Source organism: Kribbella sp. NPDC056951 (genome assembly GCF_042674205.1).
Classification (GTDB): domain Bacteria; phylum Actinomycetota; class Actinomycetes; order Propionibacteriales; family Kribbellaceae; genus Kribbella; species Kribbella yunnanensis.
In genome coordinates this window covers 528,213-552,570 of sequence record NZ_JBHUQZ010000005.1, presented here as the reverse complement: position 1 = coordinate 552,570, position 24,358 = coordinate 528,213, and the positions used below count along the sequence as shown (strand labels likewise).

General features: G+C 67.0%; 25 protein-coding genes and 2 rRNA genes. 16 read left to right on the top strand and 11 right to left on the bottom strand.

Annotated elements, in window-relative coordinates:
• From ACFTSF_RS23220 to ACFTSF_RS23210, 3 genes are all read left to right on the top strand, one after another.
• A 23S ribosomal RNA gene (locus ACFTSF_RS23220) occupies positions 1-92 on the top strand; the annotation flags it as partial.
• Positions 93-257: 165 nt separating this feature from the next.
• Positions 258-375, top strand: a 5S ribosomal RNA gene (rrf, locus tag ACFTSF_RS23215).
• A 76-nt stretch (positions 376-451) separates the two neighbouring features.
• Positions 452-1,489 carry an LLM class flavin-dependent oxidoreductase gene (locus tag ACFTSF_RS23210; protein ID WP_380155760.1) on the top strand — a complete coding sequence of 346 codons (1,038 nt, stop codon included), beginning with the start codon at positions 452-454 and terminating at the stop codon, positions 1,487-1,489.
• On the opposite strand, the gene ACFTSF_RS23205 is transcribed toward ACFTSF_RS23210, so the two are convergent.
• Positions 1,479-2,333: a helix-turn-helix transcriptional regulator gene (locus tag ACFTSF_RS23205; protein ID WP_380155759.1), complete on the bottom strand. Its 855-nt coding sequence runs from the start codon at positions 2,331-2,333 to the stop codon at positions 1,479-1,481. The two genes, ACFTSF_RS23210 and ACFTSF_RS23205, sit on opposite strands and share 11 nt — an antisense overlap.
• A 103-nt stretch (positions 2,334-2,436) precedes the next feature.
• Between ACFTSF_RS23205 and ACFTSF_RS23200 the strand changes: the two genes are divergently transcribed.
• Positions 2,437-3,294 carry an aldo/keto reductase gene (locus tag ACFTSF_RS23200; protein ID WP_380155758.1) on the top strand — a complete coding sequence of 286 codons (858 nt, stop codon included), beginning with the start codon at positions 2,437-2,439 and terminating at the stop codon, positions 3,292-3,294.
• Positions 3,295-3,443: 149 nt separating this feature from the next.
• Positions 3,444-3,965, top strand: coding sequence for a flavodoxin (locus ACFTSF_RS23195; RefSeq protein WP_380155757.1), 522 nt, complete (start codon positions 3,444-3,446; stop codon positions 3,963-3,965).
• Between the two features lie 38 nt (positions 3,966-4,003).
• Here ACFTSF_RS23195 and ACFTSF_RS23190 read toward each other — a convergent pair whose 3' ends face one another.
• The 8 genes from ACFTSF_RS23190 to ACFTSF_RS23155 form a co-directional block, all read right to left on the bottom strand.
• Positions 4,004-4,966, bottom strand: coding sequence for a hypothetical protein (locus ACFTSF_RS23190; RefSeq protein WP_380155756.1), 963 nt, complete (start codon positions 4,964-4,966; stop codon positions 4,004-4,006).
• A 29-nt stretch (positions 4,967-4,995) separates the two neighbouring features.
• Positions 4,996-5,979: a phosphotransferase enzyme family protein gene (locus ACFTSF_RS23185; protein WP_380155755.1), complete on the bottom strand. Its 984-nt coding sequence runs from the start codon at positions 5,977-5,979 to the stop codon at positions 4,996-4,998.
• A gap of 70 nt (positions 5,980-6,049) precedes the next feature.
• Positions 6,050-6,481 (bottom strand): hypothetical protein, encoded by a 432-nt coding sequence (locus ACFTSF_RS23180; protein ID WP_380155754.1) that lies wholly within the window; start codon positions 6,479-6,481, stop codon positions 6,050-6,052.
• A 36-nt stretch (positions 6,482-6,517) separates the two neighbouring features.
• Positions 6,518-7,783 (bottom strand): MFS transporter, encoded by a 1,266-nt coding sequence (locus ACFTSF_RS23175; protein WP_380155766.1) that lies wholly within the window; start codon positions 7,781-7,783, stop codon positions 6,518-6,520.
• Entirely contained in the window at positions 7,693-8,187 is a 495-nt protein-coding gene (locus ACFTSF_RS23170) for a GNAT family N-acetyltransferase (RefSeq protein WP_380155753.1), read from the bottom strand. The genes ACFTSF_RS23175 and ACFTSF_RS23170 overlap by 91 nt, the downstream gene beginning before the upstream one ends.
• Entirely contained in the window at positions 8,180-9,358 is a 1,179-nt protein-coding gene (locus tag ACFTSF_RS23165) for a type III PLP-dependent enzyme (protein WP_380155752.1), read from the bottom strand. The genes ACFTSF_RS23170 and ACFTSF_RS23165 overlap by 8 nt, the downstream gene beginning before the upstream one ends.
• Positions 9,355-10,686, bottom strand: coding sequence for a DUF6271 family protein (locus tag ACFTSF_RS23160; protein ID WP_380155751.1), 1,332 nt, complete (start codon positions 10,684-10,686; stop codon positions 9,355-9,357). The genes ACFTSF_RS23165 and ACFTSF_RS23160 overlap by 4 nt, the downstream gene beginning before the upstream one ends.
• Positions 10,656-11,684: a phytanoyl-CoA dioxygenase family protein gene (locus ACFTSF_RS23155; protein ID WP_380155750.1), complete on the bottom strand. Its 1,029-nt coding sequence runs from the start codon at positions 11,682-11,684 to the stop codon at positions 10,656-10,658. Before ACFTSF_RS23155 ends, ACFTSF_RS23160 begins: the two co-directional genes overlap by 31 nt.
• 205 nt (positions 11,685-11,889) lie before the next feature.
• Here ACFTSF_RS23155 and ACFTSF_RS23150 point away from each other — a divergent pair, with 205 nt between their 5' ends.
• From ACFTSF_RS23150 to ACFTSF_RS23125, 6 genes are all read left to right on the top strand, one after another.
• Positions 11,890-13,608: a cation:proton antiporter gene (locus tag ACFTSF_RS23150; protein ID WP_380155749.1), complete on the top strand. Its 1,719-nt coding sequence runs from the start codon at positions 11,890-11,892 to the stop codon at positions 13,606-13,608.
• A gap of 58 nt (positions 13,609-13,666) precedes the next feature.
• The gene (locus ACFTSF_RS23145; RefSeq protein WP_380155748.1) at positions 13,667-14,884 is read left to right on the top strand and encodes an MFS transporter; all 1,218 of its coding nucleotides are present in this window, start codon (positions 13,667-13,669) and stop codon (positions 14,882-14,884) included.
• Between the two features lie 43 nt (positions 14,885-14,927).
• Positions 14,928-15,557, top strand: a complete 630-nt coding sequence (locus ACFTSF_RS23140; protein WP_380155747.1) for a nitroreductase family protein — start codon at positions 14,928-14,930, stop codon at positions 15,555-15,557.
• Between the two features lie 75 nt (positions 15,558-15,632).
• The gene (locus tag ACFTSF_RS23135; protein ID WP_380155746.1) at positions 15,633-16,670 is read left to right on the top strand and encodes an LLM class flavin-dependent oxidoreductase; all 1,038 of its coding nucleotides are present in this window, start codon (positions 15,633-15,635) and stop codon (positions 16,668-16,670) included.
• Positions 16,667-17,419 carry an NADPH-dependent F420 reductase gene (locus ACFTSF_RS23130; protein ID WP_380155745.1) on the top strand — a complete coding sequence of 251 codons (753 nt, stop codon included), beginning with the start codon at positions 16,667-16,669 and terminating at the stop codon, positions 17,417-17,419. The genes ACFTSF_RS23135 and ACFTSF_RS23130 overlap by 4 nt, the downstream gene beginning before the upstream one ends.
• A gap of 10 nt (positions 17,420-17,429) precedes the next feature.
• Positions 17,430-18,317: a TIGR03620 family F420-dependent LLM class oxidoreductase gene (locus ACFTSF_RS23125; protein WP_380155744.1), complete on the top strand. Its 888-nt coding sequence runs from the start codon at positions 17,430-17,432 to the stop codon at positions 18,315-18,317.
• 12 nt (positions 18,318-18,329) lie between these two features.
• Here ACFTSF_RS23125 and ACFTSF_RS23120 read toward each other — a convergent pair whose 3' ends face one another.
• On the bottom strand, positions 18,330-18,470 hold the full coding sequence (locus ACFTSF_RS23120; protein WP_380155743.1) for a hypothetical protein: 141 nt from the start codon (positions 18,468-18,470) through the stop codon (positions 18,330-18,332).
• Between the two features lie 159 nt (positions 18,471-18,629).
• Between ACFTSF_RS23120 and ACFTSF_RS23115 the strand changes: the two genes are divergently transcribed.
• The 5 genes from ACFTSF_RS23115 to ACFTSF_RS23095 all read left to right on the top strand — a co-directional run bounded on the left by ACFTSF_RS23115 (position 18,630) and on the right by ACFTSF_RS23095 (position 23,192).
• Positions 18,630-19,064, top strand: a complete 435-nt coding sequence (locus ACFTSF_RS23115) for an SRPBCC family protein (RefSeq protein WP_380155742.1) — start codon at positions 18,630-18,632, stop codon at positions 19,062-19,064.
• An 84-nt stretch (positions 19,065-19,148) separates the two neighbouring features.
• Positions 19,149-20,417 (top strand): NAD(P)/FAD-dependent oxidoreductase, encoded by a 1,269-nt coding sequence (locus ACFTSF_RS23110; protein WP_380155741.1) that lies wholly within the window; start codon positions 19,149-19,151, stop codon positions 20,415-20,417.
• On the top strand, positions 20,414-21,229 hold the full coding sequence (locus tag ACFTSF_RS23105) for a DUF1365 domain-containing protein (RefSeq protein WP_380155740.1): 816 nt from the start codon (positions 20,414-20,416) through the stop codon (positions 21,227-21,229). Before ACFTSF_RS23110 ends, ACFTSF_RS23105 begins: the two co-directional genes overlap by 4 nt.
• A complete protein-coding gene (locus ACFTSF_RS23100; protein WP_380155739.1) occupies positions 21,229-22,461 on the top strand; it encodes a class I SAM-dependent methyltransferase in 1,233 nt (410 codons plus the stop codon). Before ACFTSF_RS23105 ends, ACFTSF_RS23100 begins: the two co-directional genes overlap by 1 nt.
• Complete coding sequence (locus tag ACFTSF_RS23095) at positions 22,458-23,192, top strand: SDR family NAD(P)-dependent oxidoreductase (protein ID WP_380155738.1); 735 nt, start codon at positions 22,458-22,460, stop codon at positions 23,190-23,192. Before ACFTSF_RS23100 ends, ACFTSF_RS23095 begins: the two co-directional genes overlap by 4 nt.
• 58 nt (positions 23,193-23,250) lie before the next feature.
• Here ACFTSF_RS23095 and ACFTSF_RS23090 read toward each other — a convergent pair whose 3' ends face one another.
• Entirely contained in the window at positions 23,251-24,183 is a 933-nt protein-coding gene (locus tag ACFTSF_RS23090; RefSeq protein ID WP_380155737.1) for a DUF1996 domain-containing protein, read from the bottom strand.
• Positions 24,184-24,358 lie beyond the last annotated feature (175 nt).

The window sequence follows — 24,358 nt, the reverse complement described above, 5'->3', positions numbered from 1 at the left end:
GCCCCCAGTAGACCACTGGGTTGATAGGCCAGAAGTGGAAGCATCGTAAGGTGTGGAGCTGACTGGTACTAATAGGCCGAGGGCTTGTCACACACCAACCATCTGGTTGGCAACGGCAAAAGGCTGCGTTATGTAACGATGTTCGCGTTCACTGTACGGTTCCCAGAATATGAACAGGACCCCCAGCACCAACCCCGAACCAAGCACCACGGGGTTGTGATCAGCAGGGTTGGTTGTTTGTATATCTGAATAGATGTTTCGGTGGTCATAGCGTCGGGGAAACACCCAGTCTCCATTCCGAACCTGGAAGTTAAGCCCTTCAGCGCCGATGGTACTGCGACCGGGAGGTCGTGGGAGAGTAGGACGCCGCCGGACTTTCACACTGTTAAGGGCCACCCCGCAAGGGGTGGCCCTTAACATATGTACGGCAGTCCCTCGGTCAGGAGGCACCTTGCGTACAGGCGTCGTCGTCGCGGCAACCCCCGGTGTGGAGGACCTCGCCGTACAGGCTGAGGAGCTCGGCCTGAGTAGCTTCTGGGTCTACGACACCCCCATGGTCCACGGCGATCCGTTCGCCGCGCTCGCCTTGTGCGCGAAGGCCACCAGCCACATCAAACTCGGTGTCGGCGTGACGTCGCCGGCCTTGCGGTCGATTCCCGCGGCCGCGAGTGGGTTCGCCAGCCTCAATGCGCTGGCACCGGGCCGGATCATCTGCGGCGTCGGCACCGGGAACTCCGCCCGACGCACGCTGGGAATGCCACCGACCAAGAGCGCCGAGCTCGAGACTTTCACTGCCTCACTACAGGACCTGAGCGCCGGCCGCCCGATCAGCTACCGCGAGGGCGACCGCGTCCGTGACATCCAGTTCCTGCACGTCGAACAGACGACCGATCCTCTTGAGTTCGTGGTCGCTGCCCAAGGCTTGAAGTCCGCGGCCATCGCCGGCCGCCGCGGTACTGGCCTCCTGTCCTTCGCCATCCTGGACCCCGAGGCCTGGCACGCATTCCAAGGCGCTCGCGCAGAGGCTGCACAAGCCGCGAACCAACCTGTCGTCGGCGACTCCTACCTGACGACCTCGCTCTACGTGCTTGGTGAGGGAGAGGACGCGTACGGCGACGCGGTACGCGATGCGACCGGCCATACCGTCCTGTCGTTCTTGGTTTTCGCCGCCGACAAGCCGTCCTTCGCCGAGGTACTGGGCCCCGAAGAGCGCGAGGCTGTGCGGCGCTTCCTTGACCAGCGCGGCACCACCGGCACCGCGCCTGACCGCTATCGCCAGCTCTACAGCAACTACTTAGGGCGCATCGACCCAATCGAGCGGGACCTGATCCTGCCGTCGCTGATCGACAAGCTCGCCTTGGTCGGTACCCGCGACGACCTCCTCCGCCGCATCGCCGCCCTCGAGGCGGCCGACGTCGACGAGCTCGTCATTCAGCCGGTAGTCGACCCACCCACCGAGATGGCCGAGCTCGCCAAACTCACCGCCTGAGCGAATCGGTGTCGCTGGCCCAGCTGGACAGGAAGCGGAGGGCTTCTGCGGCAGGGCTGCCGGGTTCGGCGGTGTAGGTGATGATGACGAGGCCGTCGCCGGGGAGTTCCATGGCTTCGCCGGTGAGTTCGATGTCGCCGACCAGCGCGCTGTGCAGGCGTTTGGCGGCGGTGCGGTGGTGCTTGACGTTGTGCCGGGCCCATCGAACGCGGAACTCTTCACTGCGCGTGGCCAGTTCGCCGACGAGTTCGGTGAGGCTCTTGTCCTGCGGATTGTGCCCGGCCTCGACCCGCAGAGCGGCAATTGAGTCGTCAGCCACCCTTTCCCAGTCGAGGAAGAACACGGGCGCCCGCTGGTCGAGGAACAGGAACCTCGCCAGATTCAGCGGCAAGCGCTCGCGATCGAGGATGTCGCCGTACAGGGCGAACGCGAGGTCGTTGGCGGCGAGGATGTCGGTGCGGGCGTTGCGCACGTACGCCGGGGTGCTCAGCGATTCCAGAATCCGGTGGATGCCGGGGCGGACCTTCGACACGGCGGTACGACGTGAGCCGCGGACCGGGCCGGTCGCGGCCTTGGCCAGGTCGAACAGGTGGGCTCGTTCGGCGTCGTCCAGTTGCAGAGCCCGGGCGAGGGCGTCCAGGACCTGTTCCGAGACGCCGGACAGATTGCCGCGCTCGAGCCGGATGTAGTAGTCGGCGCTGACACCTGCGAGCAACGCGACCTCCTCGCGGCGGAGGCCCGCGACGCGGCGCTTGTCGCCGAACGTCGGCAGCCCGGCCTGTTCCGGCGTCACGTTGGCTCGCCGGCTGGTCAGGAACTCCCGTACGTCGTCTTTGTTGCTCACAGTGACCACGGTACGGCGTTGTCTGTCCGGCCTGGGAGGGTCTGGTGGTACCTGGTACAGCAGAGACTCTCACTCGCGACCCGAGTGCTTGTTTCCTGGAACCATGCAGACTGTCACTTTGAACAACGGCGTCGAGATGCCGATCCTCGGATTCGGCGTCTTCCAGATCCCTGACGACCAGACCCAGGCCGCCGTCGAAGCCGCACTCGAGGCCGGATACCGCCACCTCGACACGGCAGCGTCGTACGGCAATGAGGAGGCTGTCGGCGCTGCGATCGCCGCCAGCGGCATCGCCCGCGACGAGTTGTTCGTGACCACGAAGCTGTGGATCCAGCATGCGCCGAGCGGCAGCGTCGAGGACGACACCGTGCGCGCGTTCGACACCTCGCTGCGCCGCCTCGGCCTGGACCACCTCGACCTGTACCTGATCCACCAGCCGCTCGGCGACTACTACGCCGAATGGCGAGCCATGCAACGCCTGTACGCCGAAGGTCGCACCCGGGCGATCGGAGTCTCCAACTTCCACCCCGACCGGCTCGTCGACCTCATCGAGCACAACGAGATCACGCCCGCCATCAACCAGATCGAGACCCACCCCTTCCACCAGCGCGTCGCCGACCAGGAACTGATGGCCGGGCACGGTGTCCAGATCGAGTCGTGGGGCCCGTTCGCCGAAGGCCGCAACAACCTGTTCACCGACCCCGTCCTGACCACGATCGGCGAAGCCCACGGCAAGTCGGTCGCCCAGGTAGTACTCCGCTGGCTCGTCCAGCGCAACATCGTCGTCATCCCCAAGTCCGTTCGCCCGGACCGGATGGCCCAGAACCTCGCCATCTTCGACTTCACCCTGACCGACGACGAACTCCAGCAAGTCGCGACCCTCGACACCGGCGACAGCCTCTTCTTCGACCACCGCGACCCCGCCATGGTCAGCGCCCTCGGCAGCCGCCGGATCAACTGACGCCCATGCATCAACAGCCACGCCGCGCGCTGCCGCGCCGACGATTGCTCGGTGCCGCGCTCACCGGCACCTTGGCCGTAGCTGGACTCTGCGGCTGCAACGAGGGAAGACCCACCGCGCAACCGTCGACCGCTTCTGGAAAGGCACCCGTGCCGAAGATCTTGGTCGCCTATTTCTCGCGCGCCGGTGAGAACTATGACAACGGCGGCCGCACCTGGCTGCAGGTGGGCAACACCGAGGTAGTGGCCGGCATGATCGCCGACCTCGTTCCGTGTGATGTCTACCGGATCGAGGCCGCCGAGCCCTACTCCGACGACTACGACGACACCGTGGCCCGCAACGTTCGGGAGCAGGACACCGACGGCCGCCCGGTGATCGCCAGTCCGCTTCCACGCATCGGCCAGTACGACGTCGTCCTGCTGGGCAGCCCGATCTGGAACGTGCGCGCCCCGATGATCATGTCGACCTTCACCGAGAAGCTCGACTTCGCAGGCAAGACCATTCACCCCTTCACGACGTACGCGATGTCCGGGCTGGGCACGACCGAACGCGACTACGCCCGAAGTTGCCCCGGCGCCACCCTGGGTGAAGGCCTGGCGGTCCGCGGCGAACAAGCCGGCCAAGCCCGGCCGCAAGTCACCGATTGGCTGCACCGCATCGGGCTGCGCTGACAACCGCAGCGCCGGGTCGACGCCTGACCTGAGTTGGGCTAGTTGGCTGAGCGGGCTTGTTGGCTTGCGTAGTAGGCGACTTTGCGGGCGCGCATGACCTCGCCGAGGGGGCGATGTTCGACCAGCGCGTTCCAGGGGTCGAAGCGGGCTGACTCCACGGTCTTGGTGAACTCGTCGTCGGGTTCTTGCTGCGGGACGGTCAGTGTGGCGACAGTCTGGTACGGCGTGGACCAGGTTGCGGAGGCGTCTTCGATTGGTGTGCTCGCCTCGTCCTGGAAGAACTGGACCTGCAGTTCGTAGACGAGTGGCGCGACTGCGAGTCGGCGGAAGAGGTCGGCACCCCAGTCCTGCGGGGCCGCCGGATCCACCTGGTCGGACGCGGCCGCGAGTCGCACGCGAACGGCGTACGGGCCGAAGGCAACGGGTGCGGCGCTGAAGAAGTCCTGGGTGGCGAAGCCGGTGAACGGCGTGCGGATCGCGGTAACCACCTCGCGCACCTTCGGCAACAACGACGGGGACGTGATGAGCCGGCGGATCGCGGCGCCCGGCGTACTGCCGGTGGTGAGAACGACCCCGCTGAAATCCTTGCTGGTCGCCGAGCTGAAGTGTTCATGGTTGATCAGGGCAAAGTCCTGGCTCTTCGCCTCACCGCCGAGCGCCGCCTGCCCGGTCACCCCGAGGATCTTGATCGAGAAGCCGCGAACGTCCGGCGTCTTGTCCGCCGCGACGTTGAATCCACCGTTCGAGACTCGTAGCCAGGCCTCGAATGAGGCTGGCTGGGCGAACAATCCCTGTCGCGCATAGTCCGGCAGACCCTCCGCTACGTCGACGCGCGCCCGCAAGGCAGCCACCTGTCGGCGGTGCAACGCGCGCCCCACGCCGTACTTCCCGGACTTGCGTTGCTGCATGGCGACGAACCCCTCCGCCTGCCGCTGGTGTCGCGCCTTCTCGTCCGATCCGACAACTTCACGCCACGCAGTACTGGGCTCGACCTGTGTCATGCCCCCATCATGGCCCCTCGGCTTGATGGTCAGAGGAGTTTGTCGAGGGAACGGTTGATGTAGTTCATGGTTCGGTCGAGGTCGGTGGCGAACGCTGGGTTGACTTGGGCCATGCCGGCGAACCAGAGGCCGAAGGCAACGTCTCGGGTCGCGATGAAGTTGTCGAGGCGGGCGAGGTCGGGGAGCTCGCGGTGTTCGCCGTAGCCCTCGAGGAGGGCGGTGCGCAGTGCGGGGTACTCGTCGCGGTACCGATTGTCCCAGAGGGGGACGGCGATGTCGTAGAGCCAGTAGCCGAAGCCGCAGTCGTCGAAGTCGATGATGTGAACGGCGTCGCCGTTGAAGAGAGCGTTCTCCAGGTGGAGGTCCGCGTGGATGAGGCCGAAGGCGTCCGGGGTGGTGCCGAGGTCTTTCATCGTGATGCGCATCCGACGGGCGATCTCGTCGAACTGCGCGCGCACCGGCGGCGGTAGGAGATCCCAGCAGTCGGCGGCGGAGACACCGCCGTACTCCATGGTGTTGCCGAAGAAAGTCTCCCAGTCCCAGCGCATGCGGGTGAGCTTGGTGGGTGGGGTCCACGCTGCGGTGTGGTTGTGCAGACGAGCGAGTACGCCGCCGAGTCGCCGGAAGTGCACGGGGTGCGGATGATTCGCCTGCATCCGCCCGCCCTGCCAGCCGAGGACCGAGCACACCAGGTCATCGCTGACGGTCGTCCATTGGCCGGCGCGGGTGCGAATCGGCGTCGGTACGTCGAGATCGGTGTCAGCCTGCAGTGCCGCCAACCACTCAAACTCCGAACCGACCGCCAACCGCGAGTCGACCCCCGGACCGTGCCGGTTCTTCCGGTGCACCCGCATCAGGTAACGCCCACCGGGGGAGTCGACGCGAAACGTCGTATTCTCCCCGTGCGCAATGAACGTCAGCCGCGGCGCGTCGATCGCATAATCCGCAACCGCCCGCACCGCCGTCCGACGAATCCGCGCCACCTGCGCACGCTTCGACTCGAGCTCACCCATCTGTTGAGCGTAACTTCGCCAATTCACCCGCCGCGAACCATTTGCCCCTTGAGGCACTGGACTTCCAGGATCACCCGCGTTCGACGTACCGCTCGAACACAACCGGTACGCCGACCTCCTCGCCGAGCGCCGCAGTCAGCTCCTCGTGGTCGGTGGCTGGATCGGACCACAGCATCACGCCGACCCCGGAGAAGTCCTTGCTGGGGCCGGCCGAGCAGATGACATCGTGATGGTCGGTCACAAGCTGCTTCGCCACCGGCATCAGCTCGTCGAGCCGATACCGCGTTGACTCGAAGGTGATGGGAACGGGCTGCTGTCCCGCCAGCTCTAGCAGCCCGGTCGGCGGAGGTCCGTGCCAGTAGACGATGACCGACGCACGATCGGGTGACCTGCGGAAGCTCCCGGCGTTGGGATCGGGATGGGCTTTGAAGCAGTCGTACAGCGCATCGAGGGTGGCCCGCTCCGCGGGTGTGGTGTGCCACTTGTCTTCGGGCTCGCTCATGGCTCTGCTTCCTCCAGAGCTCCAGCGTACGGCGGGTTAGTCGGTGGGGGCTGGTTCTGGGGTTCGGGTGGGGGTCCAGGTGATTTGGGTGGTGCAGGCGGTTACTAGGAGGGCGGAGAGGGCTACGGCTGCCATGCCGTAGAGGAGGGTGGTGGCGTTGGTGAGGGCGCCGATGGCTGGTGGGCCGGCTAGGAGGCCGAGGGTGCCCATGGTGGCTACCAGGGTTAGGGCGTTGGGGCCTTGTTTGGCGGCGGCTGCGTAGAGGCAGGGGGTGGCGGCGGCCATGCCTAGGCCTACGCAGGCGAAGCCGATGAGGGTGGGGATGAGGCCGCTGATGAGGAGGGCTGCCGATAGTGCGGTGCCGGCGATGGTGGCGCCGGCTAGGACTACTTGGCGGTCGCCCCAGGCGGCTCGGCGGGAGTCGGCGAAGAGGCGGGTGAGGAGCATGGTGGCGGAGACTACGGCGATGCCTAGGGGGAGGACTGCGGGCGGGGCGCCGATGATCTCTTTGAGGTAGAGGGCGGACCAGTCGTTCATGGCGCCTTCGACGACGGTGACGAAGACCATGGCGACTGCCAGCCAGGCGATGGTTCGGGACGGGATGGTGAGTTTGCCCTTGGCCTTCTCGGTTGTGGGGAGATCGGTGGGGAGAAGAGACCGCGAGGCGAAGGTCGCGAGGGCGGCGAGGATTGCTGCGCCGAGGGTGAAGTGGGTCAGCAGGTTCGTGGTGGCGGCGGTGACGGCGGAGGCGATGAGGGCTGCGGTGAAGATGCCGCCGCTGAAGGCTGCGTGCAGTTTGGCCATGGTGTTGCGTTCGTACTTCACTTCCAGCGCTGTGCCTTGGGCGTTCATCGCGACGTTGAGGCACGCAACCAGCACGCCGTCGATGAGCATCACCGCGAGCGCAACCGGCTGATTCGGTACGACGGCCAATCCCAGCAGCACGAGAGTCAGCCCGACACACGCGACGAGCGCGAGCCGGCGGGAACCCAGTCGCCGCATCAGAAACGTGACGATCGGGAACGCGATGGCCGCACCGATGCCAGTCGCCAGGAGCAGCAGCCCGACTTGCGCGTTCGAAAGATCCAGTGAGCTCTTCAGCATCGGGATCCTGGCAGCCCAGGTCGAGTACTGGAAACCGAGGAAGCCGAAGAGTGCTGCGATGGCCAGCTGCGAACGGCGGAACTCGTCGCGCATGCGGAGAGCCCTTTCTAGAGGACCTTGGTCAGGTAGCGAGCGTTGTCGCCGTAACCGGTGGGGGCGGGGACGGCCGGATCGGGGCGGAAGCCGTTGGACGACCAGAACGGAAACGTGCCGGAGAGCGCGATCAGCGAGATCCTGCGATACCCGAGATCGCCGGCAACCGCGTCCAGGTGAGTCACGAGCGAGCGCCCCAGACCGGTACGACGGAAGGCCGGGGCGACCGCGAGATCGTGCAGATGCAGGTTCGGCGAACCCGCCAACGCGCCCGCCGACAACCCGAGTTGCGGATAACCGCCGTACGGGAAGGGCAGCGCGAGGACGTAGCCACGCACCGCGCCGGGCTCTCCGAGAACGAAGCACGTGTCCGGAGAGAGCGCTCTCCATGATCTCAGCGCGTTCTCGCCCTCGGAGAGCCCGAGTGGTCCGTACGCCGCCTGTTCCAGCTCGGCGATGTGCGGCCAATCGGTGTCGATGATCGGCCGCACGCGAACCGTCTCAAGCATGGATCTCCACCGGTAGCACGTTCACCGGTAGTGGCTCGAAGCCGTTGAAGCGTTGCGTTGTATAGCTGGTGGAGTAGGCGCCGCAGGACAGGATCCAAACCGGATCACCGGAGCCGATCGTGGCCGGTACCCGGGCCGGTGACGGTTCCTGACCGAAGACGTCGTCGCTGTCGCAGGTCGGCCCGGCGACGACCGCCGGTACCCGGAGTCCCTCCGGATGCCGCGGGAACACCATCCGGTACCGCACCTGGTCGACCTCGTACAACCCGTTGAACTTGCCGCAGCTCAGATACAGCCACCGCTCCCGCGCACCGTCCGGCTGCTGCCGAGACGACAGCCGTACGACGTGGGCCCGGATCGCACCGTGGTCGGCGACAAGATGCCGCCCCGGCTCCATGACGAACTCCACCGGGGCGATCTCGCGCAACCGCTGCATCCCCGACCGGATCGTGCCGAAGATCTCGGCCAGCGACGGATCGAGCGCCGTACCGGCCCGGTCGAGATAGCCCAGTGCGGGAAGGCCGCCGCCGAGGTTGATCCGGTTGATGTGGATGTCCAGATCCGCGAGCTCGGTCATCGCCTCGGCCAGCTGGCTGAAGGCGGATTCCCATGCGGCGGTGGTCATCTGCTGCGATCCGACGTGGATCGACAGCCCCGAAGGAACGAGACCCTGGGCCCGCGCGATCGACAGCACGATCAACGCGTCCCGCACCGAACAGCCGGCCTTGCGATTGAGGCCCCACAACGCACCTTCACCTGTGGTCCCCAGCCGGCAGAACACCCGCGAACCCGGTGCACTCGCCGCGATCGCGACCAGATCCGGAACGCTGTCGGTAGCGAAGTCCCGGATCCCGAGCCGATAGGCCTCGGCGATGTTCTGATCCGACTTGACCGTGTTCCCGTAGTGAACGTCTTCCGCAGCGACCCCGGTCGCGAGCGCCTGGACGATCTCCTGTGGGCTCGCGGCATCGAAGCCCGAGCCGCGGCCGGCCAGCGTCTCGAGAACGCCGTCCACGGGACAGGACTTGATCGCGAACCGGATCGCGGTCTCCGGCAGTTCCGCGGTCAGAGCGCCGTACGCAGCTTCGATCCCGCCCAGATCGAAGATGATCTGATCGTGGTCTGCGAGCTCCAAGGCGGTTCGCAGCCGATCACTCAGCACTGTGTTCATGTGCGCAGACCTGCTCCTGCCGAGATGCTTGCCCTGATCAACGACTGCCAGCCGTCGATCAGTACGGCGAAGTCGTCCATGTCCTGGCGGGCCTCGTCGAGCAAAGCCGAGCGCCGGACCACCAGAGTCTCGGCGAAGTCAGCGTGCCGCCCACCCAGCCGGCGGTAGGCCGAGCCGAGCTTGTCCAGCCGATCGACGTTCTCGTTGACGGGCAGCTGGATGCTCTGCCGGACAATCCCCGCCACCGCTGCCGCGTCGACATCTCCGTGAGCGTCACGGAGAGCGCTCCCCGCGACTCCCATCCGCTCGTAGACGAAGTGCAGATAGAGCATCGACAGGAAGAACTTGGTCAGCGCCAGCTGGTACGACGCGAACCCCGCATCGGTCTTCCGTTCACCGGTGTGCAGGTTCACGATGTGCCGGTTGTGCTGGACGCCGGGCAGACCGGCATCGTGCACGAGATGCATCAGGAAGTAGTCGCTGCCGATCGTGTCGGTTGCTGGCGGCAACGGAACCTGTTCCTGGACCCGGTGGAACGCGATGTTCGACATGTCGACACGCATCGGGTCGACCACGGTCAGCACCGACTCGTCGGCACGGAACGGCGTGGTGCCTGCCCCTGTGAAGGATTCCGCAACCAGGGCACGCTTTTCGGCCTCGGGTGCGTCGCCGGGTGCCCACAGACTGACCACTTCGTAGTAGATCTCGGGATCACGCTGCCGGATGTCGTCGATGTCCACGGACATGTCGCCGATGAACGACGCGCCTGCCATCACCACCGGCAGGTCGTCGCTACCCGGCGCGAGGTCGACGGCCGACACTCGCTCGCGGGCCGCCGCGGCCGTCGTACCGATGGTGAGCTCGTGATGGATCGGGAAGATCTTCGCGCCGTCCAGCTCCTGGTAGGTGCAGTCGGAGTCGCGCCGGTGCACGGATTCGCACCCGAGCGCGGCCGCGATGACGAAGGCCCGGTTCGTGCAGGCGCCGTACGAGCGTCGGCCGGGCAGCATCAGGTCGAGGATCCGCTCGGGTTCGTTGAGCGCCGCGTCCTTGATCACCTGCTGCAGAAACACCCGCTGCGCGTGCTCATCGAGATGCACGATCTCGATCCCCGGCTGCAGCGGGAGCGCGGCGAGGACCCGAGCGTGTTCGGCGTAGTCCGTGGGGGAGCTGGAGTCCAGGACCAGTACGGCGATCTCGACGTCGAAGTGTGAGACCCCGTACGCCGCCTCTTCCGCCAGCTCGTGCAGCATCGGAGTGCAAGCTCGATCGGTTGGCAGCGCCAGGCAGATGCGCCTCACCGGGTCTCCCCTCCGGCGCTGTGCCATGAGTCGAGTCCCAGCAGCTTGCGCCCGAGAGCGGTCAGATCGGCGGTCGGGTACCGGAGCGACTCGTGCTTGATCGGGTCGCCGACCAGGGTCGCGTTCCACTCCGGCGTACTGAGGTTGCGCCAGGACTCGATGCGTGAGCGGACGAGCTCCTGATGGGTCTCCAGCGCCGGCATCATCGACAGGTACTGCACCGAGCGGACGCTGTTCGCGGAGCGGTTCGGGGCCACGCCGTGCGCGAGCATCCCGTTCCAGATGAGCAGATCACCGGCCTCGAGCTGCGGCCGGATGACGGGGAACTCGTTCCGATCGATGGCGGGTCGGATCGGATCGCGGTCCAGCGGTTGCTCGGCGCGCCAGCTCTCGAACTGACGGAACAGTTCGGGACAGCACTGGAAGCCGCCGCTGTCGTCGGTGGTGTCGGTCAGCGCGATGATGCCCTGGACCCGCTGCGGCAGTACGTCGAGCGTGCTGTCGACGTCCCAGTGCAGATCGATGTCGAAGCCGGTGTCGGTGGCCGGGATCAGCGTGCGGTCGCGGTTGCCGACGTTCGGCGGGTTCAGGTTGAGCCGGTCCAGCGTGACCCAGAGCTCCTCGCTGTCCCAGACGTCGACGAAGGCGTCGTACACGCGCTGCGCCTGCCGGCTGTCCCAGATGAGTTGGTGCTGATAAGCCTCGACGAATCCGTAGATGTAGAGGTCGCGTTCCAGCTCGGAACGGAATTCCCGCTCCGGATACCAGCTGCCGGGCTGGTCTGGTTCTAGCCCCTGGAATTCCCAGGCGAAATCGAGGAGTTCCTGGGCGTGTGGAATGGCGTGTTTCACCACGGTGTACCCGTAGGCCTGCCAGTGGTCGTAATCGGCGGCGGACAGCACCCGCAACGGCAGGGTCTTCCGCACGTCGCGCAGCGGTGTCGCGGCCAGGTAGGTATCGGCGTCAGCGCTCGAGTAAGGCACCTTCGAGGCGGCGCGGTAGAGGTCTGTCTCAGTATTCGGCATGAACAATCGTCCCCAGTACGGTTGTGCCCGCCAAACCGGTTCAGTTCGGCACGGCTGTTCGTTCACGGGAGTTTCGCAGGATCCTTACCAAAGTATACGAAGGAACCTTAGCAAAGTAATTCAAGCGATTGTGCGGAGTGCGCTTTCCGCTTCGCGAACCGTGCCCGTTCAGACCTCCGGGTGTGCCCCACTAGAGTCCTGTGACGTGGACCATCAGTTCTTGCTCATCGCCGGCGCCGGGCTCGCGATCATGATCACGGCGTCGGTGTTCGCGCGGCGGACCGGAGTCGCGGCGCCCCTGCTCTTGGTTGCGCTCGGCATCGGAGCCAGCTACCTGCCGAGTACGCCGACGATCCACCTCGAACCGGAGATCGTGCTGGCCGGGGTGCTGCCGCTGCTGCTGTATTCGTCGGCAGTGCAGTTGCCGGTGCTCGACATCCGGCGGAACCTGTCGCTGATCGCCTGGCTGTCGGTGGTGATGGTGATCGCCTCGTCGCTGGCGATCGGGGCCGTGGTGCATGCCCTGTTCCCGAGCATCTCCTTCGCTCTGGGCGTCGCGCTCGGCGCAGTGGTGAGTCCGACCGACGCGGTCGCGGCGACAGCCATCGGCCACCGGGTCGGTCTGCCGCCTCGAGTGATGACCGTGCTGGAGGGCGAGAGCCTGGTCAACGACGCGTCCGCGTTGGTGGTGCTGCGGACGGCGATTGCGGCGATCGGGGTCGTCGGGGGTGGGTTCGATCTCGGCCACACCGCCCTCGACTTCGGATGGGCGGTGATCGGCGGCGGTCTGATCGGTGCCGTGATCGGCGTCCTGACCGTGCTGCTGCGACAGCGCCTCGACGATCCGGTGCTCAACACAACGATCTCGTTCGCAATCCCTTTCCTGGCTTACTTTCCGGCCGAGGAGCTGCACGCGTCCGGCGTACTCGCGGTGGTCGTGGCGGGACTACTGACCGGCGTACTCGGCAGCAAGCGGTTCAGCGCGCGCGACCGGCAGACGCAGGCGACGACCTGGACCACGATCAGCTTCGTCCTGGAGAGCGCTGTCTTCCTTGCCATGGGCTACCAATTGCCCGAGCTGGTGGATGCGGCCCGCGCGGAGACCACGGTCGGTGAGATCACCGGGCTGGTGCTGATCGTCGTTGCATTGCTGGTGGTACTGCGATTCATCGGACTCGCCTGGCCCGCGCTGTCAGGCCGATTCGGTCGCGGGGATCGCAATGAGCAGCAGCGGTCGCGGCTGACGCAGTTCGAAGAAGCGCTGGACGCGATGAACCCGGAGAGCGATCGCGAGGAGACGCGTCTCGCCTGGGCGCGCCGCCGATTGGCGCGCGGGCGGGCGGATGTGGAGTTCGAGGAACGGGAGCCATTGACCTCGCGCGGAACCCTCGTGCTGGCCTGGGCCGGGATGCGCGGGGTCGTGACGGTGGCCGCCGTACAGACGATTCCGGCTGGTACGCCGCACGTCGCCACGGTCGTGCTTGCGGCCTTCCTGGTCGCGCTGTTCACGTTGGTGGTCTTCGGTCTGACGCTGCCGTGGGTGATCGCGCGGATGAAGTTCCAGTCCGAGAGTCGGGAGGACAAGCGGGACGCGACCCAGGCGCTGCTGCGGCGGATCGGTGAGTCGGCGATCGACGCGATGGGTCCACTTGAGGAGCAGGTGGTCGAGGGCGAGCCGCTCGATCCGGAGTTGGTCGCGACGATGAAGGAGCGGATCATCCCGCGGCTCGTTTCGGCCAGCCGGCAGGCTCCGGCGGCTAAGCCGGACAGCTTCGAGCAGATGGCCGTTGTTCAGCGTCGGTACCTGGATGCCATGCGGGATGCGCTTGGTGCCGAGCGAAGCATCGGTGCCTTCAGTTCGGACACCTACAAGCAGGTCGAGGCGCTGATCGACACGATCGAGTACCGGTTCAAACCCGCTTAGGCTGCCGGGATTCGTCAGTCCAATCGCGGCGGGCGACGCTGTGGGGTTGAGTCACGGGGTGACCTCCTTCTCGCCGGCCGTGCGCCGCCTCATCATCGCGACGCTTGTCAACACGCTCGGCAACGGCGTGTACGCCGCGATCGGGGCGATGTACCTGACCCGGGTCGCGGGCTTGTCGGTGGCCCATGTCGGCGTCGGGCTGACGATCGCCGGCGTACTCGGGCTCGTCACCAGTACGCCGCTCGGCGTGGTCGCCGACCGCCTCGGACCGAACCGCGCGTACGTCGGCTTCCTCCTGCTGCAAGCGATCACGATGAGCGCGCTCACCCAGGTGCACTCGTTCGGCGCGTACGTCGCCGTGGCCGCGGTGACCGCGATCGCGGACTCGGGCCAGCGTGGCGCCAAGGGCGCGTTGATCGCCGGGCTGTCCGAGCCCGACCAGCGGGTGCGGACCCGCGCGGTCCTGCGGGTCACCACGAATATCGGGATGGGCGTCGGTCTGGCGCTCGCCGGGATCGTGCTCGCGCTCGACAAACCCGGCCTGTACGTCGGTGCGCTGCTGGCCAACGCCGTCACCTACTGCGTGACGGCCGCGATGATCCAGTTCGGTCTGCCGATCGTGGCCGGGATCGCGTCGGAGAGCGCTCCCTCGGGTCTGACCGCGCTGAAGGATCGGCCGTTCCTGGTATTCGTCGTACTGGACGGGGTGCTGAACATGCACAACGTGATGGCACAGCTCGCGATCCCGCTGTGGATCGTCACGGCGACCGATGCGCCGCGATGGCTGATCTCGGTGCTGCTCGTGATCAATGCGGTCGCCGTCGTGTTGCTCCAGATCCGCACTGCTCGCGGAACGGAACATCTGGCCGGCGCAGCGCGAGCCGGTCGGCGGGCAGGGCTGCTGCTCGCGGCCGCGTGCGGGGTGTTGGCGATCACCGACGTGACGTCGGGGCCGGTGACCATCGCGCTGCTGATCGTCGCTGCGCTCGTGCATGTGCTGGGGGAGATGCTGCAGTCCGCCGGCGGTTGGGGAGTCAGCTTCGAACTCGCGCCGCCGGGTGCGCAGGGGCAGTACCAGGGTGCGTACGCGATGGGGCACCAGCTCGGAGACCTCGTCGCGCCGCTCGTGCTGACGACGATCGCGGTCAGCTGGGGCTGGCCCGGGTGGTTGCTCACCGCCGTGCTCTTCGGAATCGCGGGCGCGTTCATACCGGTCGCCGTACGGCGTCATCCTGCTCTGGCGGTCGCTGTGCCGGTGGCGGGCGTCGCGACATGAGATGAGTCGCGGGGTGGGCTCGGCGGGTGAAACACTGACATGCGTGTACACCCTTGACCTGAACCCAGACGAGTTGCTCACCACGACCCGCGCCGTCCGCAAGCGCCTGGACCTGGAGCGGCCCGTTGCGCCCGAACTGATCCGCGAGTGTCTCGAGATCGCGACCCAGGCGCCCTCCGGCAGCAACGGGCAGCGTTGGCATTGGCTGGTCGTCACCGACCCGGAGAAGCGCGCGAAGATCGCGGAGTACTACCGCGAGTCGCTGCACGCCTACTTCGCAGCGAACGAGGCGGCCCGCGGTCCCGAGACCGATCCGGTGCAACAGCGGGTGCGCGACAGTTCGGCGTACCTGGGTGACAACCTCGGCAAGGTGCCCGTCTTCGTGATCGCGTGCATCACCGCGCCCTCGCTGCCGTCGGGCAATCAGGCCGGTCTGTGGGGGTCGATTCTGCCCGCCGCCTGGAACTTCATGCTCGCCGCGCGAGCGCGTGGGCTGGGGACGACCTGGACCACACTGCACCTGAAGTACGAGCGGGAGGTCGCGGAACTGCTCGGCGTACCGGATGAGGTTCGGCAGGGCGTGCTGATCCCGGTCGCGCACACGATCGGCACCGACTTCAAGCCCGGGCCGCGGCGGGATCTGGACAACGTCGTCCACTACGACAAGTGGTGATGCCCCGGGAATGAACCCGGGGTTCTCTCGCGTTGACATGTCAACCTAGACTGGTGACGTGGACAGGAGCGGGAAATGAGTGGCCTGGAGTTCGGTCTCGACACGTTCGGCGATGTGCCGGAGGGTGCGAGCGGCGAGCTGGTGTCGGATGCGGCGGCGATCCGGCAGGTGGTGCAGGAGGCCGTACTGGCCGATGAGCTGGGCGTGGACGCGATCGCGCTCGGCGAGCACCACCGGCCGGAGTACTCGATCTCTTCGCCGGAGACGGTGCTGGCCGGGATCGCCGGGCAGACGTCGCGGATCAAGCTCGGTTCAGGCGTGACCGTGCTCAGCTCGGACGACCCGGTGCGCGTTTTCCAGCGGTTCTCGACCGTGGACGCGCTCTCCAACGGCCGCGCCGAGGTCATCCTCGGGCGCGGCTCGTTCACCGAGTCCTTCCCGCTCTTCGGGTACGACCTGGCCGACTACGAGGTGCTGTTCGAGGAGAAGCTGCAGCTGTTCGCGCGGCTGCTCGACGAGAAGCCGGTGACCTGGGAAGGCACGGTCCGCGCGGCTCTCGACAACGCCGATGTCTACCCGAAGACGGAGTCCGGCCGGCTGACCACCTGGGTCGGCGTCGGCGGCTCACCGCAGTCCGTCGTCCGTACGGCGTTCTACGGGTTGCCGTTGATGCTCGCGATCATCGGCGGTTCGCCGGAGCGGTTCGCGCCGTACCTGGACCTGTACAAGCGGGCGTCCGAGCAGTTCGGCACGGTCGCGCAGCCGGTCGGCATGCACTCACCAGGCTTCATTGCGGACACCGATGAGGCGGCGAAGGAGATCTACTACCCGCGCTACAAGGTGATGCGGGACCGCATCGGCGCGCTCCGCGGCTGGCCGCCGGTGAAGCGGTCCGAGTTCGACGCCGAGCTCGCGCACGGATCCCTGTACGTCGGTTCGCCGGACACCGTGGCTCGCCGGATCGCCGGCGCGGTCAAGAAGCTCGGCGTCGGGCGGTTCGACCTGATCTATTCGTCGGGCTCGGTGCCGGGGAGTGATCGGCTGCGGGCGGTCGAGCTGTACGGCAGCAAGGTGATCCCGATGGTCCGCGAGATCCTGGCCGAGGAGTCATGAGCGGCGCGGGATCGGGCGGTTCCGGCGCGGGGAGGCCGACGATCGCGATTCTCGGGGCGGGCAAGGTTGGCACTGCGCTCGCGCGGCTCGCGGTCAAGGCTGGGTATCCGGTGCTGATCGCGGGGTCGGGCGACGTGGCGAAGATTGCGTTGATCGTGGAGATCGTCACGCCGGGTGCGGTCGCGACGACCGCGGCCGACGCGGCGGCGCGGGCGGATGTGGTGATCCTGGCGCTGCCGCTCGGCAAGCACCGCACGCTTCCGGTCGAGGCGCTGCGCGGCAAGCTCGTGATCGACGCGATGAACTACTGGTGGGAGGTCGACGGCATCCGCGACGACCTCACCGATCCGCGGACCTCGTCGTCCGAGATCGTCCAGGAGTTCCTGCCCGAGGCGCGCGTGGTGAAGGCCTTCAATCACATGGGCTACCACGACCTCGAGGACGGCGCCTCGCCGGCCGGATCGCCCGGGCGGAAGGCGATCGCGGTCGCGGGTCCGTCGCTGGAGGCGGCCGAGGTGGCGGCGATCGTCGACGACCTCGGCTTCGATCCGGTGATCGCCGGTTCGCTCGCCGACGGCGTCCAGCTGGAACCGGGGACCGAAGCGTTCGGGGCCAACGTCACCGCGGCCGAGCTGCAGGACATGCTCGACCGCTTCCCCGAGTCCTCCCGCGGCCTCGCCGTACGGACTGCTCGCGAGCAGGCCACTGATCGGAAAGTGGACGCTGTCTCGGGGCCGCTGACCCCTTAGCGTCGACGGCATGTCTGTTCATGGATCGGCACGCTCACTCGGCGCGGTCGGGATCTGGGCGCCCTGGTGGTTGTGGAAACAGGAAGGCGAGAAACTCGACGAGGCCGCGCGTGAGCTGGAGGAGCTCGGATTCGGGACCCTCTGGGTGGCGAACGGCCCGGAGATGCTCGAAACCGCCGCTGTGATGCTGGGAGCGACCACAGCAGTCTCCATCGCCACCGGGATCGTGAACATCTGGGTTCACGATCCCGCCGACGTCGCTGACGCCTACCTGCAGGCGGAGCAGCGGTTTCCCGGGCGGTTGACGATCGGGCTCGGCAACGGTCCGCGGGAGCCGGCTCAGTGGGCGCGTTCGCCGTACCGCGAACTGACCCGATACCTGGATCGACTCGACGACGTGGGGCTGTCGAGCGATGGCCGGATGCTGGCCGCGGTCGGTCCGAGGATGCTCGAGCTGGCCGCAGCTCGCTCGCTGGGCGCCCACCCGTTCCTCAGTACTCCGGAACACACCGCTCTGGCCCGCGCTGCGCTGGGGAACGGACCACTGCTCGCACCCGAACTCAAGGTCGTGCTGGAGACCGATCCGGCCGTCGCCCGGTCGATCGCGAGACAGGCTCTGACGTTCTATCTGACCAAGCGCGGCTATGCGGCGAATCTTCGGCGTCTCGGGTTCACCGACGAGGACCTGCAAGGCGGTGGCAGCGACCGGCTCGTCGATGCGGTCGTGGCGTGGGGTGACGTCCACACCGTGCTGGACCGCATCTCCGAACATCAGCAGGCGGGAGCGGACCACGTCGCCGTTCAGCTCCTCGACCGGTTCACGGACGGACCGGACCGCGCCGTACGGCGCCTTCCTCGGGCGGGCTACCGGCAGCTGGCAGCAGGTCTGGCCGGTTGACCGGCCAGACCGTCAGTAGCGCTCCACCGGGAATTCCGCGGAGGCATGGCCGAATTTGGCGTCCAGCAGGACGTCGTCCTCCGCGACACTGGATCGCGTGTCCGTCTCGAGCAGACGTAACAAAGCCAGCAGCCGGCGAGTCACTTCGCACATGCTGGATCACCCCCTCCCAGTGTCCCTATCGTTCTGGAGGGCCAGAACGTTTCTCACAACTTTGTTGCGGTCGGCAACCGGAGGCCCCGGAAGAGGGTTCGGGGCCGGGTACCGGGCCACGGACAGACCTGTCGCGACGACCGGTCGGTGAGGACAGTCATGGTGACAATCCAGCGCGTGATGACGGTCGGGCGACCCGTCGAGACCGTCTTCGCTTATCTCGCGGACTTCGAGAACACCAACGAGTGGGACCCCGGCACCGTGCGGACGACGCGCCTGGACGGCGGTGGAGGCGTGGGAACGACGTACCGGAACATCTCGCGGTTCGGCGGCCGGAAGACCGAGCTGATCTACACGGTCGAAGAGCTGAGCGTGCCGGAGCAGTTGCGGTTCCGTGGGGAGAACAAGACCGTCACAGCGCGCGACACCATCACTCTGCGACCGGCCGGGCCGGGTGAGACCGAGCTCACATACCTCGCGGAGTTCGAGTTCCACGGTGTGGCGCGGCTGGTGGTGCCGTTACTGGGCCGGCAGTTCGCGAAGCTGGGCGACGATGCGGAGCGGCGGCTCCGCGAGGTGCTCGGGAAACTCTGATCCCGGGAAATCTCTGATCTGGCCCATCCCGGCGGCGGATGGCTCCGAAGACCTCGGACAGTCACTGTCTGCCGAGGGAGCTTTGTGTCCAGAAGAGACGATCGTCCCGCTGTTGCTGTGATCGGCTCTGGGGTTGCCGGACTGACTGCTGCCCACCTGTTGCGACGAACCCACCGGGTGACGGTCTTCGAGGCTGATGACCGGCCGGGTGGGCATGCGCACACCCACGACGTGGTCGACACTCTCGGCCAGGAGCATCGGGTCGACTCCGGGTTCATCGTGCACAACGAGCGGACCTATCCGCAGTTGCTTCGGCTCTTCGACGAGCTCGGGATCCGGACCCGGCCGACCGAGATGTCGATGAGCATCCGCTGTGATGGCTGTGGACTCGAGTACGCCGGCGGTCGCGGCGTGGCCTCGATCTTCGCCCAGCCGCGGCGGGTCGCCGATCCGCGGTTTCTGCGGATGCTCGGAGAGATCCGGCGGTTTCACCGGGAAGCGCTCTCTGTGCTGCGTTCTGGCGACACCCGACTCACGTGGGGCGAGTTCCTCGTGACGCGCCGGCTGTCGTCGTACTTCGTCCGGCATTTCGCGCTGCCGCTGGTGTCGTGTGTCTGGTCGAGCGGGGCGTCCGATGCCGCGCGTTATCCGGCGGGATACCTGTTCCAGTTCCTGCATCACCACGGGATGCTCGCGATCAATGGCTCACCACAGTGGCGGACGGTGGTCGGTGGGTCCCGCACGTACGTCGATCGGGTCGTCGCGCAGATCGGGGACGTGCGGCTCTCCACGCCGGTACGCGCCGTACTGCGGCACGACGACGGGGTCGAGGTGCTGACGCGAGATAGCGCTCTCTCGTTCGATCGCGTGGTGCTCGCGACGCACGCCGACACCGCACACGACCTGCTGGTGGATGCGACGCCGGCCGAGAAGTCCTTGCTCGATGCCTTCGACTATTCGGTGAACCCGACCTGGCTGCACACCGACACCTCGGTACTGCCGGACAGTGCCCGCGCCCGGACCTCGTGGAACTACCGCCTGCGTGATTGTCATTCCGACGAACCACAGGTGCTGGTGAGTTACTGGATGAACCGCCTACAAGGGCTTGATGCTGCCGATCAGTACCTGGTGACACTCAATCCGGAAGGCTGGGTCGACCCGTCGGCGGCAGTTGCCCGGATGACCTACGCGCACCCGATCTTCACTCCGGAATCGGTTGCGGCGGCGCAGTCCTTGCGCTCGGCCGGTGGACCGCGGCTGGCGTTCGCCGGCGCACATCTTGGGTGGGGATTCCACGAGGACGGGTGCCGCTCGGGAGTCGAGGCCGCGGCGAAGTTCGGGGCTGCGTGGTGAGCGCTCTCTCCCGTTCCGCGACCGCTCAGCGTGCGAGCGCCCGGCCCGGGATTGCCCGGCCTGCGAGCGCCCAGTCTGGGATCGTCCGGCCTGCGATCGTGCTGCCGGCGATTGTTCCTGGGTGGGTCGCGCACAGCAGGCGGCTGCCGCGACGGCATCGCTTCCGGTATCGCACGTACCAATGGCTGGTCGACATCGACCACCTGCCCACCTTCCGTCCACTGGCCTCGTTCCGGCCGGCTGATCATCTGAACGCCGGAGAGCGCTCCCTGCGCGAGAACCTCGCCGCGTTCATCACCGCCCAGAACGAGGTTCTCGAGAACGACGATCAGGTGCTGATGCTCGCGAACGCGCGCAGCTTCGGCCACGTCTTCGATCCGCTCAGCATGTTCTGGTGCTTCACACCCGACGGCACACTGCGCTGGATCGTTCTCGAGGTCCACAACACCTACGGCGAGCGCCACCCATACCTCGCGCATCCGGACCCGGACGGACGATTCGCCGTCGAGAAAGCGTTCTACGCGTCGCCGTTCTTCACCGTCGACGGCACGTACGAAGTGGTCCTCGACCTGGCACCCGACCGGGTCGCGGTCGCGATCAACCTGCGCCAGCACCACACCCGAGCCTTCAGCGCGACTTTCATCGGCCGCCCGCGCCCGGCGAATCGTCGTACCCGCTGGGCCGTCGCGGTTCGCACGCCGTTCGTCACCTACCAGGTCTCACTGCTGATCCGGCTGCACGGCATCGCTCTCTGGTTGCGCCGCCTGCCCGTCGTTGACCGTCCCCCGCACACCCCACCTCAAGGAGCCTGATGTCCACCTCACAGGCCACCGGCCGCACCACGACCATCGACTCCGCCCGCTGGCCACGCATTGCCCGCACGCCGCACCATCCGCTCCGCGCAGCCCTGGCCCGCCACGTCTTCAACAACGCGACCCGGCAACTTCCCATCAGCGTCCAGCTCCCCGGCGCCTTGCCGGTGCGGACGGAGAAGCCGGTGTTCGAGGTTGTTTCGGACAGCTTCTTCGATCGGCTCGGCAAGGACCTGAAGCTCGGCTTCGGGGAGTCGTACATGGCGGGGGAGTGGCGAGCGAGCGAGGGCACCGATCTTGCCGACCTGCTCACGGTGTTCGCCCGGCAACTCACGGACCTGGTGCCGGCCGGGCTCCAGCGGTTGCGCCGCGTGGTGGATCGGCCGATCGCGCGGATCAACGACCGGGTCGGCGCACGTGCCAACATCGCGCATCACTACGACCTGTCGAACGAACTGTTCGCAACGTTCCTCGATCCGACGATGACCTATTCGGCCGCCCTGTTCGAACCGGGAGAAGCGTCACTGGCCGCGGCGCAGCGGCGCAAGATCGACAACATCCTCGATCTAGCCGGTGTGTCTTCAGGAACGCGCGTTCTCGAGATCGGTACCGGCTGGGGACAGCTCGCGATCCAGGCCGCTCAGCGTGGCGCGGAGGTCCACACGATCACTCTCTCCGCGCAGCAGCGTGATCTTGCGTGCCGGCGGATCTCGGAGGCCGGCGTGCACGCCGACGTCGAGCTCTGCGACTACCGCGACGTTCAGGGACAGTACGACGCCATCGTGAGCGTCGAGATGATCGAGGCGGTCGGTGAGCGGTACTGGCCGACGTACTTCGCAACCGTCGAGCGCTTACTCGCACCGGGCGGACGGTTCGGCCTGCAGTCGATCACCATGTCGCACGAGCGGCTCCTCGCGACCCGCAACAGCCAGGGCTGGATCCACGAGTACATCTTTCCGGGCGGCCTGATCCCGTCCATCGAGGCGATCACGACCGTCTCGGGAGAGGCCGGGCTGGAGATCATCAGCCAGCGGGACTTCGGCCCGGACTACGCGAGAACGCTGCGACTCTGGAGAGAGCGCTTCACCAGCAACCGCGAGATCGTCGAGAGCCTCGGCTTCGACGCGGTGTTCCGCCGGATGTGGGAGTTCTACCTGGCGTATTCCGAAGCCGGGTTCCGATCCGGGTACCTGAATGTCTCGCAGTTCGCCCTCACCAGGAGATGGGCATGAATCTGACCGGACGCCGGATCTGGATCGTCGGTGCTTCCTCCGGAATCGGCGCGGCCCTGGCGACAGCTCTCGATGCCCGGGGTGCACACGTGGCCGTGTCCGCGCGCCGAGAGAGCGCTCTACGAGATCTCGCCGGCGATCGGATGGCCGTCGTACCCGTCGACATCACCGACCAGGCCGCGGTACGTCGCGCAACCGCGCAGGTCGTCGACGAACTCGGCGGCCTGGACATCGTCGTACTGAGTGCCGGCTACTGGAAGCAGTTGACCGAGTTCGACGCCGAGTCGTTCCAGCGGCATCTCGACGTGAACCTTTCCGGGATGGCGAACTGTCTGGAGGCCGTCATCCCGCGGATGCAGGCCGCCGGTGCCGGGATCATCGTCGGCATCTCGTCGGTCGCCGGGTTGCGGGGACTGCCCGGTGCCGAGGCGTACGGCGCGACGAAGGCGGCGCAGATCAACCTGCTGGAGGCGCTTCGGGTCGGCCTCGGTCCCCAGGGCATCGACGTCGTGACGGTCTGCCCGGGGTTCGTCGACACCGAGATGACCGAGGCGAACCAGTTCCCGATGCCGTTTCTGGTCACCGCGCCGGTCGCCGCCAGAATCATTGCCGACGGCATCGAACAGCGGAAGGCGCGGATCGTCTTCCCGTGGCAGATGGCGGTGTTCGCGCACCTCGCACCGCTCGTGCCGGACCGGCTCTGGGCTCGGTTGTTCCGGCCCAGGAAATAGTCCCGTCCTGCGGCGCCGAGGCCTGCCCTGTCCCCGGCACCGCAGGAGGATCAAGTGGTCAGGGGCGTCCGGGCAGCCGGTAGTTGTCGCCGAGAACCTGACCGCGGTGCGGTTTGTAGAGATCGAACCCGCGCGAGTTGCACTGCAGGCCACCGTTGATGCAGTGGCTCACCAGGGCAGCCAGCGTCGGCGGGTCCCACGCGTTGAAGAAGTCGTAGTGCCAGGAGTAACCACGTCCGCTCGCCAGCCGGACGTTGGTCACGTCGCCGTCCGCGGGGAAGGCGATCTTGAACTCCAGCATCGGCACCGGGTTGGGGTGCGACGCCGGGCAGGCACCGTTGACCGGGTAGGCCATGTGGCTCTTGTGGTCGGGGCTGTCCAGGTCACGGCCGTTCCAGCAGCTCGGGGCCTGGTAGCGGATGTTGAGCTGGGTTCCCGCCGGACAGTTGGCCGGGAAGTCCCAGTTGTGCGCGCTGTCGCCGCACTCCCAGCCCTCGACGGCACCGGGCGAGGTCCGGAATGCCTCCTGGGTCGCGGTCGGGCTGCCGACGACGTACCGGATGCCCGGCGGGAAGGGCCGGACCTTCGTGTAGTCGAGGATGCCGGACTTGTAGTAGATGGTCTGGTGCCAGGTCTGGATCACCGGATCGTTGCCGCGGAACATCGTCGGCCACCAGTACGCCGACAGGTCGTCGGGGTTCAGGCAGGTCGTCGCGTACGGACCGGCGGCGTTCAGGCTGTTCAGGGTGGTGGCGGCGTTCGTGGTGTTGTTGCCGACGAAGCTGTGGTCGTGGGAGGCGCCCGGCATGTTCGGGAACACGATCGGGTCGTCGGGCGCGCGGTGGTGGACGGTGCAGTTGACCTGGAACTCGTGGTGCGTCACCTCGTCGGCGGCATGCGCGGACGAGCCGGCGAGAGCGGTCAGTCCGGCGGCGATGACGCCGACGGCGGTGCCGCCGGCGTACAGGACTTTCTTCTTGGTTGTGAACACGGAACTCCTCCTGCTGGGGGGATTCCGCGGGGCGGCGATCGGTCAGGGTCGGCAGGGTGATCGGAGTGGCCCGCGGTCGGAAAGATCGCGGGAGAGCGCTCTCTGGAGAACCATGATCCGGCCGCCTCGCGGTGTCAACCCTCCGTGGTTCCGGAACCACGCTGAGCGTGAATCC